This is a genomic window from Promicromonospora sp. NPDC050249, assembly GCF_040656015.1.
Taxonomy (GTDB): domain Bacteria; phylum Actinomycetota; class Actinomycetes; order Actinomycetales; family Cellulomonadaceae; genus Promicromonospora.
This window is the reverse complement of sequence record NZ_JBFAKY010000001.1, coordinates 317,808-330,660: the sequence shown is the minus strand read 5'-3', so window position 1 is coordinate 330,660 and position 12,853 is coordinate 317,808. Positions and strand designations below refer to the sequence as shown.

Annotated in this window: 13 protein-coding genes; 11 read left to right on the top strand and 2 right to left on the bottom strand. The window is 72.1% G+C overall.

Going from position 1 to position 12,853, the window contains the following annotated elements; genetic code table 11:
• The first annotated feature begins 127 nt into the window (after positions 1 to 127).
• Genes AB0I32_RS01475 through dprA form a run of 3 tightly spaced genes read left to right on the top strand, consistent with a single transcriptional unit; the run spans position 128 to position 3,436 of the window.
• Positions 128 to 559: a YraN family protein gene (locus AB0I32_RS01475; protein ID WP_357502112.1), complete on the top strand. Its 432-nt coding sequence runs from the start codon at positions 128 to 130 to the stop codon at positions 557 to 559.
• Positions 559 to 2,106 carry a YifB family Mg chelatase-like AAA ATPase gene (locus AB0I32_RS01470; protein ID WP_357502109.1) on the top strand — a complete coding sequence of 516 codons (1,548 nt, stop codon included), beginning with the start codon at positions 559 to 561 and terminating at the stop codon, positions 2,104 to 2,106. Before AB0I32_RS01475 ends, AB0I32_RS01470 begins: the two co-directional genes overlap by 1 nt.
• On the top strand, positions 2,099 to 3,436 hold the full coding sequence (dprA, locus tag AB0I32_RS01465; RefSeq protein WP_357502107.1) for a DNA-processing protein DprA: 1,338 nt from the start codon (positions 2,099 to 2,101) through the stop codon (positions 3,434 to 3,436). The genes AB0I32_RS01470 and dprA overlap by 8 nt, the downstream gene beginning before the upstream one ends.
• 78 nt (positions 3,437 to 3,514) lie before the next feature.
• Here the strand turns inward: dprA and AB0I32_RS01460 are convergent, their stop codons facing one another.
• The gene (locus AB0I32_RS01460; RefSeq protein ID WP_357502105.1) at positions 3,515 to 4,471 is read right to left on the bottom strand and encodes an NADPH:quinone oxidoreductase family protein; all 957 of its coding nucleotides are present in this window, start codon (positions 4,469 to 4,471) and stop codon (positions 3,515 to 3,517) included.
• Between the two features lie 160 nt (positions 4,472 to 4,631).
• Between AB0I32_RS01460 and AB0I32_RS01455 the strand changes: the two genes are divergently transcribed.
• A complete protein-coding gene (locus AB0I32_RS01455; protein ID WP_357502169.1) occupies positions 4,632 to 5,540 on the top strand; it encodes a tyrosine recombinase XerC in 909 nt (302 codons plus the stop codon).
• 37 nt (positions 5,541 to 5,577) lie between these two features.
• On the opposite strand, the gene AB0I32_RS01450 is transcribed toward AB0I32_RS01455, so the two are convergent.
• Positions 5,578 to 6,228 (bottom strand): M23 family metallopeptidase, encoded by a 651-nt coding sequence (locus AB0I32_RS01450; protein ID WP_357502103.1) that lies wholly within the window; start codon positions 6,226 to 6,228, stop codon positions 5,578 to 5,580.
• Positions 6,229 to 6,674: 446 nt separating this feature from the next.
• Between AB0I32_RS01450 and rpsB the strand changes: the two genes are divergently transcribed.
• The 7 genes from rpsB (at position 6,675) to AB0I32_RS01415 (ending at position 12,779) form a co-directional block, all read left to right on the top strand.
• The gene (rpsB, locus tag AB0I32_RS01445) at positions 6,675 to 7,637 is read left to right on the top strand and encodes a 30S ribosomal protein S2 (RefSeq protein ID WP_357502101.1); all 963 of its coding nucleotides are present in this window, start codon (positions 6,675 to 6,677) and stop codon (positions 7,635 to 7,637) included.
• A gap of 105 nt (positions 7,638 to 7,742) precedes the next feature.
• Complete coding sequence (gene tsf, locus AB0I32_RS01440; RefSeq protein ID WP_357502099.1) at positions 7,743 to 8,582, top strand: translation elongation factor Ts; 840 nt, start codon at positions 7,743 to 7,745, stop codon at positions 8,580 to 8,582.
• A gap of 187 nt (positions 8,583 to 8,769) precedes the next feature.
• Positions 8,770 to 9,489, top strand: a complete 720-nt coding sequence (gene pyrH / locus AB0I32_RS01435; RefSeq protein WP_116677620.1) for a UMP kinase — start codon at positions 8,770 to 8,772, stop codon at positions 9,487 to 9,489.
• A 131-nt stretch (positions 9,490 to 9,620) separates the two neighbouring features.
• A complete protein-coding gene (frr, locus tag AB0I32_RS01430) occupies positions 9,621 to 10,178 on the top strand; it encodes a ribosome recycling factor (protein WP_357502097.1) in 558 nt (185 codons plus the stop codon).
• A gap of 50 nt (positions 10,179 to 10,228) precedes the next feature.
• A complete protein-coding gene (locus tag AB0I32_RS01425) occupies positions 10,229 to 11,071 on the top strand; it encodes a phosphatidate cytidylyltransferase (RefSeq protein WP_357502095.1) in 843 nt (280 codons plus the stop codon).
• A 65-nt stretch (positions 11,072 to 11,136) separates the two neighbouring features.
• On the top strand, positions 11,137 to 12,231 hold the full coding sequence (gene rlmN / locus AB0I32_RS01420; RefSeq protein ID WP_357502167.1) for a 23S rRNA (adenine(2503)-C(2))-methyltransferase RlmN: 1,095 nt from the start codon (positions 11,137 to 11,139) through the stop codon (positions 12,229 to 12,231).
• Between the two features lie 5 nt (positions 12,232 to 12,236).
• Positions 12,237 to 12,779 carry a DivIVA domain-containing protein gene (locus AB0I32_RS01415; RefSeq protein WP_357451787.1) on the top strand — a complete coding sequence of 181 codons (543 nt, stop codon included), beginning with the start codon at positions 12,237 to 12,239 and terminating at the stop codon, positions 12,777 to 12,779.
• Positions 12,780 to 12,853: the final 74 nt, after the last annotated feature.

The following is a 12,853-nucleotide window of genomic DNA, read 5'->3' as shown; positions in this document are numbered from 1 at the left end:
CCTGACGAGACCGCAACGTTCCGAGCGCGACGCCGGGCCTGTGGAACGTCGATCCGTGCACAGGTGGCCCGATGCGCCCCGCCCGGCGGCTCTGCCGTGACCAAGGTTGGTCACGGAGGTGGACGCGATGGCGAAGAAGGACGGCGTAGGCCGGTACGGCGAGCGCGTAGCGCTGCGGCACGTGGTGTCGCGCGGCTGGCAGGTGCTCGACACCAACTGGCGCGGCACGGACGGGGAGCTCGACATCGTCGCGCTCGACGACGACGTGCTCGTGGTGATCGAGGTGAAGACCCGGTCGGGCCACGGGTTCGGGCACCCGGCCGAGGCGGTCACGGCGCGGAAGCTGGCGCGCATCAAGCGGCTGACCGGACAGTGGCTGACGGTGTTCCGGGAGCGGCTCGTCGCGGCGCGACTGGCCGAGGAGGCGCTGCCGGGCAGCCCGGTTCCGGTGCTGCCCGACGTGCGCACGCGCTTCGGGGCGATCCGGATCGACGTGGTAGCGGTGACGCTGCAGCCGCAGGGGCCCGCCGTCGTCGAGCACCTCGAGTCGGTGGCCTGATGGGGACGGCGACCACGCGAGGGGTCTCGCTCGTCGGGATGCAGGGGCATGTGGTGGAGGTACAGGCGCACCTCGCGGCGTCCGTCCCCGGGTTCACGCTGGTCGGCCTGCCGGACACCGCGCTGAGCGAGTCCCGCGACCGGGTCCGGGCAGCCGTCACCAGCACGGGGCTGCAGTGGCCCGTCAAGAAGATCACCGTCAACCTGTCGCCCGCGTCGCTGCGCAAGCAGGGCAGCGCATACGACCTGGCGATCGCCGTGGCGATCCTGGCGGGGGCCGAGGGGCCCTCGTCCGCGGGTCTACGGCGCGATGGCCTGGACCGGGTGGTGCACCTGGGCGAGCTGGGGCTCGACGGGCGGCTCCAACCCGTGCGCGGGGTGCTGCCGGCGGTGGCGGCGGCGGTGAGCGCTGGATATCCGGACGTCGTGGTGGCGGCCGGGGACCTCGACGAGGCGCGGCTGGTGCCGGGCGCCCGCGTGGTGGGTGCGGCGAGCCTGGCCGAGGTGGTGGCGCTGCACGGCGGGCCGCCCGAGCTGGTGCGCGAGGTGGTGACCGTGCGGCCGACCCGCACCGCGCTGGCCGCCCGCGTGCCGGGCGACCTGGCCGACGTCCTGGGACAGGAGCGGCCGCGTGCGGCCCTCGAGGTGGCGGCCGCCGGTGGCCATCACATGCTGCTGGTCGGGCCGCCGGGAGCAGGCAAGACCATGCTGGCCTCTCGGCTGCCGGGGATCCTCCCCGATCTCACCGACCGGGAGGCGGTCGAGGTCACGGCGGTGCACTCCGTAGCGGGCACGTTCGACCCTGGCGGAGGACTGATCCGCCGGCCCCCGTTCGAGGACCCGCACCACACGGCCACGCAGGCGGCGGTCGTGGGCGGCGGGTCGGGCATCCCGCGGCCCGGTGCGGTGTCGCGGGCGCATCGCGGTGTGCTCTTCCTGGACGAGGCGCCCGAGTTCGGCAGCAAGGTGCTGGAGACGCTGCGCCAGCCGCTGGAGCAGGGCGAGCTGGTGATCCACCGGTCGGGCGGCGCGGCGCGCTACCCGGCCCGGTTCCAGCTCGTGCTGGCGGCGAACCCCTGTCCGTGCGGGCTCGCGGTCGGCAAGGGGCTCGAGTGCAGCTGCTCGCCGACGGTGCGGCGGCGGTACTTCGCGCGACTGTCCGGCCCGCTGCTGGACCGCGTGGACGTGCAGGTCGAGGTGCAGCCGGTCGACCGTGTGGAGCGGCTGGAGGGAACGTCCGAGCCGACGTCGGTGGTGGCCGCCCGGGTGCTCGCCGCGCGGCAGGCCGCACGGGTCCGGCTGGCCGACACGCCGTGGTCCACCAATGCCGAGATGCCCGGGCCGTTCCTGCGCGACCTGCTGCGGCCGCACCCGGGCCTGCTCGGCCCGATCGAGCGGGCGATGACCGACGGACGGCTCAGCCTGCGCGGCGTCGACCGGGTGCTGCGGATGGCCTGGACCATCGCGGACCTGGCAGGGCGTGCCGCACCCACGGTGTCCGACGTCGGGAACGCGCTGCTGCTGCGTACCGGGGGCGACCATGGGTGAGCCGCTCTTCGACCTGCCCCGCACAGGCCTCCGGTTCGACGCGGACGATCCGGTGCTGGCCCGGGCCGCGTGGAGCCGGATCGCCGAGCCGGGGGATCCGGTGGCCGGCGCGCTGGTGGGCAACCTCGGTCCCGTCGCCGCGCTCGACTGGCTGGTGGACGCGGCCCGGTCCCCGGACCGGGCGGGCGCGACCCTCCGGCGGATCGGCGGAGGCAGAGCGCTGGACGCCGTGCCCGGCCGCGGTCCTGGCCCGGCCGCGGGCGGCGGAGCCGATGCACCCGGGCGCCTGCCCGGGCCGGCTGCCGAAGGGCCCGTCACCGAAGGGTTTGGGCTCGGCGGAGCTGCCTCCGGCGCGCGGGCGGCGGACCTGGTCGTGGCCGCCGTGCTGCGCTGGGCGCCCCGGCTCGAACGGCTCGATCCCGAGGGTGAGCTCACGGTGCTCGGCCGGTACGGCGGTACGTTCCTGACCCCGGACGACCCGCGCTGGCCGGCTGGGTTCGCCGACCTGGGCGTGGGCGGTCCGCTCGCGCTGTGGGTCCGGGGCGACCCCGACCTGGCTCGGCTTGCCGAACGTTCGGTGTCGCTGGTCGGTTCGCGGGCCTGCACGGACTACGGCATCCGCGTGACGAGGACCCTGGCGTGCGGCCTGGCCGACCGCGGGTTCACGGTGGTCTCGGGAGGCGCGAACGGCATCGACGCGGAGGCGCACCGGGGCGCGCTGGTATCCGGGTCGCCGACCGTGGCGTTTCTCGCGGGTGGTGTCGACAGGCTCTACCCGGCGAGCAACACCGACCTGCTCCGGCGGACCATCGAGCAGGGTGCGGTGGTGAGCGAGGTGCCGCCGGGTTCGGTACCGGGCAAGCAGCGCTTCCTCAAGCGCAACCGCCTGATCGCGTCGCTCACCTCGGGCACCGTGGTGGTCGAGGCGTCGGTCCGGTCCGGCGCGCTGTCCACCGCCAACCATGCCGCGAGGCTCCTTCGTCCGCTGGGGGCGGTGCCCGGGCCGGTCACGTCGATGGCGTCGGCGGGCTGCCATGAGCTCCTGCGGCGAGGCGCCGCCATCTGCGTCACGGATGCGGCGGAGGCCGCCGAGCTCGTCGGGGACGTGGGCGAGAGCGCGCCGGAACGCCGGGGCGAGACCCGGCTCGGCGACGACCTCGACGCGGCGGGCAAGGCGGTGCTGGACGCGCTACCCGTGCGGAAGGCGGCGCACGAGCGGTCGATCGCCCGCGCGGCGGGCCTCGCGCTCGGCGACACGACGGGGGCGCTCGGGCTGCTGGAGCTCATGGGCCTGGCCGAGCAGAAGGACGGAGGCTGGCGCAGGCGCTGACACGCCGGCGGAGCCCCGCCCCGCACCTGTCCCGTGGACCGGCCGCCGGACCGGCCCACGGAGCAGGGCGGGCGAAGCTCAGCGGGACGGGTCGAGCAGCAGCTTGCCCACGGTGCCCCGCGAGCGCAGGGCCTCGTGCGCCGCGCGGGCGTCGGACAGGGCGTACTCGCCGCCCGCCACGGCGCGGAGTCCGCCGGCCTGTGCGAGGCCGAACAGCTCGGTCAGCGCGGTGCCGTAGAGGTCGCCGGGCAGACGGAACACGTGGGGGAGCCACATGCCTGCCACGGTGGTGCTGTGCCCGAGCAGGTTGCGCAGCTCGACGGGCTTCGGCGGCGTGCGCCCCGCCATGCCGTAGAAGACCAGCCTGCCGAAGGGGGCGAGCGCCGCGACGCTCTGGTCGGTGGTGGTCCCGCCGACCATGTCGAGCACGATGTCCACGCGGCGCCCGTTGGCCTCGATGAGGGTCGCCGTCATGTCGTCCGCGCGGGAGTCCACGGCGACGTCGGCGCCGAGCTCGAGGGCCAGGGCGCGCTTCTCGTCGCTGCTCGCGGTCGCGACGACCCGGCCGGCACCCCAGGCCTTGGCCAGCTGCACGGCTATGGTGCCGACGCCGCCGGCCGCCGCGTGCACGACCACCGACTCGCCGGGCTCGAGGTGGGCGTTCTTGCGCAGCAGGATCCAGGCGGTGGTGCCCTGCACCAGCATGGAGAGCGCGGTGAGGTCGTCCACATCGTCGGGCACGGGGAAGGTCATCGCCTCCTCGGCGACCGCGCGCTCGGCATATCCGCCGCCACCGGCCAGGAGTGCGACGACCCGCCTGCCGTCCGGTGTGCGCCCGACCACCTCGCCGCCGGGGACGAACGGGAGCCTGGTCGGCGTCTGGTACGAGTTCTCCACCTGGTGCGTGTCGGCGTAGTTCAGGCCGATCCGCGTGACATCGATCAGCACCTGTCCGGGCCCGGCGGTCGGTTCGGGTACCTCGACGGCCCGCAGCACCTCGGGCCCGCCGAACTCGGTCACCTGTACAGCACGCATCTTCGCGTCCTCCTGTGCTCGTCGGACCAGCCATACTCGCAGACCTCGTCGGCACGGGCGAAAAAGGCGGCGCGCCTGCTTCCACGCACGGGACGGGAGCTGCACACTGGCAAACGTGGACCTTACCGACCTGTCCGGCTTGCCTCGGCTACCCGAGCAGATGTCCGACGCCGTGTCCCGGTTCGGCAGCTACCTCGACGCGCAGCGCGGGCACTCCGCCCATACGCGTCGCGCCTACGTGGCGGACGTGACGGACCTGCTCCGCTACGCGATGCGGCACGGCAGCACACGGCTCGACACCATCGACCTCACGCTCCTGCGCGGCTGGCTCGCGTCCCAGTCCGACCGCGGGCTCGCCCGCTCCACGCTCGCGCGCCGTGGTGCCTCCGCCCGCGCCTTCCTGCGCTGGGCGCACCGCTCGGGTCTGATCCCCGTGGACCCGTCGGCGCGCCTCGCGAGCCCCAAGGTGCCGCGCACCCTGCCCACCGTGCTCGACGTGGACGCGGCGGGCCGACTGCTCGACGGCGCCCGGGCCGCGGCGGACGAGGCCGACGAGGCGAACCGGCCGGCGGCCCTGCGGTCGTGGGTCGCCGCCGAGCTGCTGTACGGCGCGGGCATCCGCGTGGGCGAGCTGGTGTCCGTCGACGTCGTCCACGTGGACTCCAGGGACCGGCTCGTGCGCGTGCTCGGCAAGGGCGGCAAGGAGCGGGTGGTGCCGTTCGGCATCCCGGCGGCGCGCGCCGTGGAGGCCTGGCTGACCGACGGCCGGCCCGAGCTGGTGACGGCCACGACCGGCGACGCCCTGCTCGTGGGGGAGCGTGGCGGACGCTGGGGCCAGCGCCAGGTGCGCGAGGCGGTGCACCGCCTCGCGGCCCAGGCCGGGGTCGACGACGTGGCGCCGCACGCGCTCCGGCACTCGGCCGCCACCCATCTGCTGCAGGGTGGTTCGGACCTCCGCGCGGTGCAGGAGGTGCTGGGCCACGCGAACCTGGCGACCACCCAGCGCTACACCCACGTGGACGCGGAGCGGCTGCGCAGCGTCTATGCGCAGGCGTTCCCGCGCGCCTGACCATCCTTCCCCTGGACCTGCGTCCCCGGGCGAGCGGTCAGCGGTCGGGCAGCAGCACGATCTGCGGTCTGTCCAGCAGGGACAAGGGGTCGATGTAGCGCTCGCCCCGCCGCACGCCCCAGTGCACGCAGGACCGTGGTGCACAGTGGTTCGCCGTCGTGCCGTCGCCTGCTCGGCCGCCCTCCACCACACCGATCGCCGACCCGGTGGCGACGGCGGTCCCTACCGGCACGGAGACCGCGACCGGCTCCAGACTGGTGCGCAGCCCGTCCGGATGCGTGACGACGACGACCCCGCGCCGCGCGACCTGTCCCGCGAAGGTCACCACACCCGGTCCGGGGGAGCGCACGCCGGAACCCTCGGGGGCGACCAGGTCCACACCGCGGTGCCCGGCTCCCCACGCGTGCTCGGGCGCGTCGAACGGGCGGACCACCCCGGACGGCGGGTCCACCCCGGCGACGGGCGCCACGTATCCGGTAGCGCCGGCCGCGGGCTCCCTGGTGTCGGGGCCCGCCAGGACCACGAGGTCAGCACCCGCGAGGGCTCCGACGGCGGGGCCCGAGCGGACTGCGGCGGCGGGTACCGCCGCGGAGAGCGCGACCAGCACGGCAGTGAGCAGCACGGTCAGGAGCGTCGTGGCGAGCCGGCCGAGGACGTGGCGGCCGGCGGGGGCGAGAAGCGGTCTCATGGAACGAGCATCAACCGGCGTCGGCGCCTCCGGGAGCCAGAGGACTGCCGCCTGTGCACAGGTGGGCGCGGGGCCCGCCTGTGGTCGCGCTCGCAGCCCGTTACCTTCGTGGCGAGGGTCTCCGCCGCCGGGTCCTCGTTCCCAGGGCTGGTCGGGTAGACTTCCACCCGCGACCGGCATGCACTCCCGGCCGGCAGACGGACAGCCTGGCTGACTGTCGGCCCGGCAGGGAGAGCGCTCGATCGACAACGCGCGTCACACCAAAGTCGCGTCCGGCAGCGGTCCGGCCCACAGGGTCGGCGTCGGGCACGACGTGGCGCCAGGGGCACCGAAGCAATGCGGTGCCGATCCAACCCAAACCGCGGTCAGGACCATCGGTCCTGTGCCGCCCTGAAATGCGTGCGGAGGACCCGGGTCGATCTCGGGCCGCACCGAAAGGACGTGTCATGGCCGTCGTGTCCATGCGCCAGCTCCTCGAGAGCGGTGTCCACTTCGGACACCAGACCCGCCGTTGGAACCCGAAGATGAAGCGCTTCATCTTCACGGAGCGCAACGGCATCTACATCGTCGACCTGCAGCAGTCGCTGCACTTCATCGACAACGCCTACGACTTCGTCAAGGAGACGGTCGCCCACGGCGGCTCGATCCTCTTCGTCGGCACCAAGAAGCAGGCTCAGGAGCCGGTGGCCGAGCAGGCCGCCCGCGTCGGGATGCCTTACGTGAACCACCGCTGGCTCGGTGGCATGCTCACGAACTTCACCACCGTGCACAAGCGCCTTCAGCGGATGAAGGAGCTCGAGGAGATCGACTTCGACGACGTGGCGGCCTCGGGCCTCACGAAGAAGGAGCTCCTGGTCCTGCGCCGCGAGAAGGACAAGCTCGCGCGCACGCTCGGCGGTATCCGTGACATGGCCAAGGTTCCCTCGGCCGTCTGGATCGTCGACACGAACAAGGAGCACCTCGCGGTGGACGAGGCCCGCAAGCTGGGCATCCCCGTCGTCGCGATCCTCGACACCAACTGCGACCCCGACATGGTCGACTACGCGATCCCGGGCAACGACGACGCGATCCGCTCCGTCACGCTGCTCACCCGCGTGATCGCGGACGCCGCCGCCGAGGGCCTCATGCAGCGCCACTCCGGTGGTAGCAAGACCGGCGCCGAGGCCGAGGTCGCCGCCGAGCCCCTCGCCGAGTGGGAGCGCGAGCTCCTCGCCGGTTCCGAGGGCGCCGTTGCCGCGGCGTCCGTCGAGGCCGCTGAGGCCGCCACCCCGGCCGCTCCGGCCGAGGCCGCTCCGGCCGCTGCCCCCGAGGTTGCCACGCCCGCGGACGAGACTCCGGCCGCCGCCGAGGCCACCGAGGCCGCTGCCGAGGTTGCTCCCGAGGCCGCTGAGGCCGAGACCGAGAAGTGACGTGCTGCGCTGACCGGGTCCGGTTCGTCCGGACCCGGTCGGCGCACCGTTCCTCGGGTCTCCCGACCTCCCACGAACAACACGACTGCACGGAGGACCAGAACAATGGCGAACTACACCGCCGCTGACATCAAGGCGCTGCGTGAGCGGACCGGCGCCGGCATGCTCGACGTCAAGAAGGCACTCGACACCGCCGACGGCGACGCCGAGAAGGCCATCGAGATCATCCGCACCAAGGGCCTCGCCCGCGCCGCCAAGCGCGAGGGCAACACCGCCTCAGAGGGCCTCGTGGCCGTCAAGGTCGAGGACACCGCGGCCGGCCAGGTCGCAACGATGATCGAGCTGAACGCCGAGACCGACTTCGTCGTGAAGAACGAGAAGTTCATCGCGCTGGCCGAGGCCGTTCTCGAGGCCACGGCCGCCGCCGGTGCCTCGGACGAGGTAGCGGCCTCCGCCGCCCCGTCCGCCGAGGGCACCGTCGCCGACCTCATCGCCGCTCAGGGCGCCACGCTGGGCGAGAAGATCGTCCTGCGTCGCGTCGCGCGCGTCGAGGGCCCGAAGGTCACGACCTACCTGCACAAGACGGCCAAGGACCTGCCGCCGTCGATCGGTGTCCTCGTCGTCACCGACGAGGCAGGCGCCTCGGTCGCCAAGGACGTCGCGCAGCACATCGCGGCGCTGGCGCCGAAGTACCTCACGCGTGAGGACGTCCCGGCGGACGTCGTCGAGAAGGAGCGTGCGATCGCTCTGGAGACCTCGAAGAACGAGGGCAAGCCGGAGGCCGCGCTGCCCAAGATCGTCGAGGGTCGCCTGAACGGCTTCTTCAAGGAGGTCGTGCTCGTCGACCAGCCGCTGGCCAAGGACTCGAAGACCACCGTCGGCAAGCACGTTGCCGCCGCGAACGGCTCCGTGTCCGCGTTCGTGCGTTTCCGCGTCGGTTCCTGACGCAGCTTGGTCGGCCCGGTCCGCGCTTCGGCGCGGGCCGGGCCGACGCATAGGCGGGTCGGTTCCCCTGAAGAGGACCGGCGCGCACACCGGGCTCCGTCAGGGGCACGAGCCAGCTTCCCGGTAGTGATGACCGAAGGGTGACGGACCAGTGAGCGACGAGGCGACTCAAAACTTCGCGGTGGACATGGAGGGCAAGCCCGCCCGGCGTGTGCTCCTGAAGCTGTCGGGCGAGGCGTTCGGCGGCGGCAGCGTGGGGCTCGACGCCGTCGTCGTCCGGCGCATGGCCAAGGAGATCGGCGTGGCGGTGCGCGACGGCATCCAGGTCGCCATCGTCGTCGGCGGCGGGAACTTCTTCCGCGGCGCCGAGCTGAGCGTTGCGGGCATGGACCGCGCCCGTGCCGACTACATGGGCATGCTCGGCACGGTCATGAACTGCCTGGCCCTCCAGGACTTCCTGGAGCAGGCCGGCGTCAAGACCCGCGTGCAGACCGCCATCACCATGGGTCAGGTCGCGGAGCCGTACATCCCGCTGCGCGCGATCCGGCACCTGGAGAAGGGCCGCGTCGTCATCTTCGGCGCGGGTGCGGGCATGCCGTACTTCTCCACCGACACCGTGGCGGTGCAGCGTGCCCTGGAGACGGGCTGCGAGCAGGTGGTCATGGGCAAGAACGGCGTCGACGGCGTCTACGACTCCGACCCGCGCCGCAACCCCGACGCCAAGAAGCTCGACCACCTCACGTACACGGACGCGCTCGTGAACCGGCTCGGCGTCATGGACGACACCGCGCTGGCCATGTGCCGCGACAACAATGTGCAGATGCGAGTGTTCGGCATGGAGGGCGAGGGCAACGTGACCCGCGCGCTGGCGGGCGAGCCCATCGGCACGCTGATCACCTCGCGCTGATCATCTCTCGCTGAACCTCGCGCCGACACAGTGGGACCCGGGCTCCGGGAAACGCGCGATCCTTTCGGTAGCCGGGCAAAGTGTCCGTAGAGTGGCCCCGGCACCACCCGTAGACGAATGAAGGAGCAGTGGTGATCGACGAGACCCTCCTCGAGGCCGAGGAAAAGATGGAGAAGGCGATCGAGGTCGCCAAGGAAGACTTCGCGGGCATCCGTACCGGTCGCGCCAACGCGGGGATGTTCAGCAAGATCACCGTCGACTACTACGGCGCGCCGACGCCGCTGCAGCAGCTGGCGTCGTTCAACATCCCGGACGCCCGCACCGTGATGGTCGCCCCGTTCGACAAGAGCTCGCTGCCCGCCGTCGAGAAGGCGCTGCGTGACTCCGACCTGGGCGTGAACCCGGCGACCGACGGCAACGTCGTCCGCGTGGTGCTGCCCTCGCTCACGGAGGAGCGTCGCCGCGACTACGTGAAGCTCGCCAAGACCAAGGCCGAGGAGGCGCGCGTCTCGGTGCGCAACATCCGCCGCAAGGCCAAGGACGAGCTGGACCGCGTCGTCAAGGACGGCGAGGCCGGCGAGGACGAGGTAGTACGCGCAGAGAAGGAGCTGGACAAGCTCACCAAGAGCCACGTCGAGGTCATCGACCAGCTGCTCTCCAGCAAGGAGAGCGAGCTGCTCGAGGTCTGATGTCCGCACCACCCCGAGACAGATCAGAGCGCGACAATGCGCACACCGCCGTGAGCCCCGAGTCCGAGCCCGTACCGGTACCGAAGCAGTCCCGCGCAGGCCGTAACCTGCCCGCCGCGATACTGGTCGGCCTCGGCCTGCTCGGTATCGTCGGCGCGTCGCTGTACTGGCGACCGGAGCCGTTCGTCCTCTTCGTGGTCCTCCTGATGTGGGCCGGGCTGTGGGAGCTGCGCCAGGCGTTCGCGCGCCGTAACCTGCGTCTGCCGATGGTGCCCCTGTTCGTGGGTGCCGCCGGCATGATCGTCTCCGCGTACCGCGGCGGTGGGGAGGCGCTGTTCGTCGCCTTCGTGCTGACGGTTGCCGCGGCCGTGGTGTGGCGTGCGCTCGACGGGTCCGGCCTCAGCGCCGTCCGGGACTCCGCCGCGTCGGTCTTCGCCGCCGCCTACGTCCCGTTCCTTGCGGGGTTCGTGGTCCTCATGCTGGCGCAGCCCGACGGCGAGATCCGGGTGGTGCTGTTCATCCTCCTTGCTGTCGCCAACGACACGGGCGGCTACATCGCCGGCGCCACGATGGGCAGACATCCGCTCGCGCCGACCGTGAGCCCCAAGAAGTCGTGGGAGGGCCTGGCCGGCTCGATCGTGCTGGCCACCGCGGTGGGCGTGCTCGGAGCCGTCTACGGGCTCGGCGAGAGCCCGGTCCTCGGGATAGCGCTCGGCGTCATGACCGCCATCACTGCGACTGTGGGCGATCTCGCTGAATCTCTGCTCAAGCGTGACCTAGAATTGAAGGACATGGGCTCATTGCTCCCGGGGCACGGGGGCGTGCTGGATCGCCTCGACTCGATGATCATCACAGCGCCCTTCGTCTATCTCGTGCTCTCGGTGGTTGCCTGATGAAAACTCCCCTTGCCCAGCCCGTCGTGCGTCCTTCGGACGAGACGCCGGCGATCCCGCTGCAGATGGCGCCCAAGCGCCGCGGCAAGCCGCCGAGGCACTTCGCCGACCTCACGCCCGAGGAGCGGGTCGCCTCCGTGGTGGAGGCGGGCGAGCCGGCGTTTCGCGCCAAGCAGCTCGCCACGCACTACTTCACGCACTACACGAGCGACCCGTCGAAGATGACCGACCTCCCGGCGAAGTCCCGGGACGCGCTCGCGACCACCATGTTCCCCGAGCTGATGCGGCCCACCCGCAAGCTCGAGGCTGACGGCGGCACCACGGTCAAGACGCTGTGGCACCTGTTCGACGAGGCCAAGGTCGAGTCGGTGCTGATGCGCTACCCGCAGCGCACCACGCTGTGCGTCTCCAGCCAGGCGGGCTGCGGCATGGCGTGCCCGTTCTGCGCGACGGGCCAGCTCGGCCTGACCCGGAACCTCTCGACGGCGGAGATCCTCGAGCAGGTCCGCGCGGCGTTCCGCTCGCTGGCCGAGGGCGAGATCCCCGGCGGCGTCACCCGGCTGAACAACCTGGTGTTCATGGGTATGGGCGAGCCGCTGGCCAACTACAAGGCAGTGATCGAGACGGTGCGGACGCTGGTCGCGCCGCAGCCCGAGGGCTTCGGCATGTCGGCCCGCAACATCACGGTCTCCACGGTGGGCCTGGTCCCGGCGATGCAGAAGCTCACCAAGGAGGGCATCCCGGTGACGCTCGCCCTCTCGCTGCACGCGCCCGACGACGACCTGCGCTCCGAGCTGGTGCCGATCAACACGCGCTGGAGCGTCGACGAGACCCTCGACACCGCGCGGAACTACTTCGAGGTGACCGGACGTCGCGTGTCCATCGAGTACGCGCTGATCAAGGACATGAACGACCACGCATGGCGTGCGGACCTGCTGGGCGAGAAGCTCAACGCCCGCGGCCGCGGCTGGGTGCACGTGAACCCGATCCCGCTCAACCCGACGCCGGGCTCGATCTGGACCGCGAGCGACCGGGATGTCGAGGACGAGTTTGTGGCACGATTGCGCGGTCACGGGATCCCGACCACGATCCGTGATACCCGCGGGAGCGATATCGACGGGGCCTGCGGGCAGCTTGCGGCTGAGGAGGACGACGAGTGAGTGGGATGTTCAACAGCGTTCCCGCGATGCGCACCGGGTACGACAAGGACGAGGTCGACGAGTTCTTCGAGCACGCGCGGCAGGCGTACGAGGGACGTACCGCGGACCGGCTGACGAGTGCCGACATCCAGGCGTCCACGTTCGACCTGACCCGCGGTGGGTACAACACCCATGAGGTCGACGCGGCGCTCGACCGGCTGGAGGCCGCGTTCATCGCCCGGCAGCGTGCGGAGTACGCGGCGGCGCACGGCCAGCAGGCCTGGATGAACGCGCTCGCCGAGCGCGCGCGCTCGCTCTACGGGCGGCTGGGCCGGCCCGACGGCGAGAAGTTCGCACCCGCCGACCGCGGCTCGCAGGGTTACGACAAGGACGACGTCGACGACCTGTGCGACCGGCTCATCGGGTACTTCGACCGGCAGGAGCCGCTGACGGCGGGCGACATCCGGTCGGCGACGTTCGGGCGCGCGCGCGGTACCGACGCCTACGACGAGGCCTCGGTGGACGCGTTCCTGAGCCGTGCGGTGGAGGTTCTGCTCGGCGTCGAGTGACGTGGTTCCCGCGAAGTAGAGCGCCTGTCCGGATCTCCCCGATGGACTATCACTCGCTCAACGCGATGCTGAAC

Bases quoted from the DNA above. Each gene is read 5' to 3' on its own strand.
- AB0I32_RS01450 (WP_357502103.1), bottom strand. From the start codon at position 6,228: ATGAGACCGCTTCTCGCCCCCGCCGGCCGCCACGTCCTCGGCCGGCTC.
- pyrH (WP_116677620.1), top strand. From the start codon at position 8,770: ATGGAGGGCAAGCCCGCCCGGCGTGTGCTCCTGAAGCTGTCGGGCGAG.
- rlmN (WP_357502167.1), top strand. From the start codon at position 11,137: ATGGCGCCCAAGCGCCGCGGCAAGCCGCCGAGGCACTTCGCCGACCTC.
- AB0I32_RS01460 (WP_357502105.1), bottom strand. From the start codon at position 4,471: ATGCGTGCTGTACAGGTGACCGAGTTCGGCGGGCCCGAGGTGCTGCGG.
- AB0I32_RS01475 (WP_357502112.1), top strand. From the start codon at position 128: ATGGCGAAGAAGGACGGCGTAGGCCGGTACGGCGAGCGCGTAGCGCTG.
- AB0I32_RS01470 (WP_357502109.1), top strand. From the start codon at position 559: ATGGGGACGGCGACCACGCGAGGGGTCTCGCTCGTCGGGATGCAGGGG.
- rpsB (WP_357502101.1), top strand. From the start codon at position 6,675: ATGGCCGTCGTGTCCATGCGCCAGCTCCTCGAGAGCGGTGTCCACTTC.
- tsf (WP_357502099.1), top strand. From the start codon at position 7,743: ATGGCGAACTACACCGCCGCTGACATCAAGGCGCTGCGTGAGCGGACC.
- AB0I32_RS01455 (WP_357502169.1), top strand. From the start codon at position 4,632: ATGTCCGACGCCGTGTCCCGGTTCGGCAGCTACCTCGACGCGCAGCGC.
- dprA (WP_357502107.1), top strand. From the start codon at position 2,099: ATGGGTGAGCCGCTCTTCGACCTGCCCCGCACAGGCCTCCGGTTCGAC.
- AB0I32_RS01415 (WP_357451787.1), top strand. From the start codon at position 12,237: ATGTTCAACAGCGTTCCCGCGATGCGCACCGGGTACGACAAGGACGAG.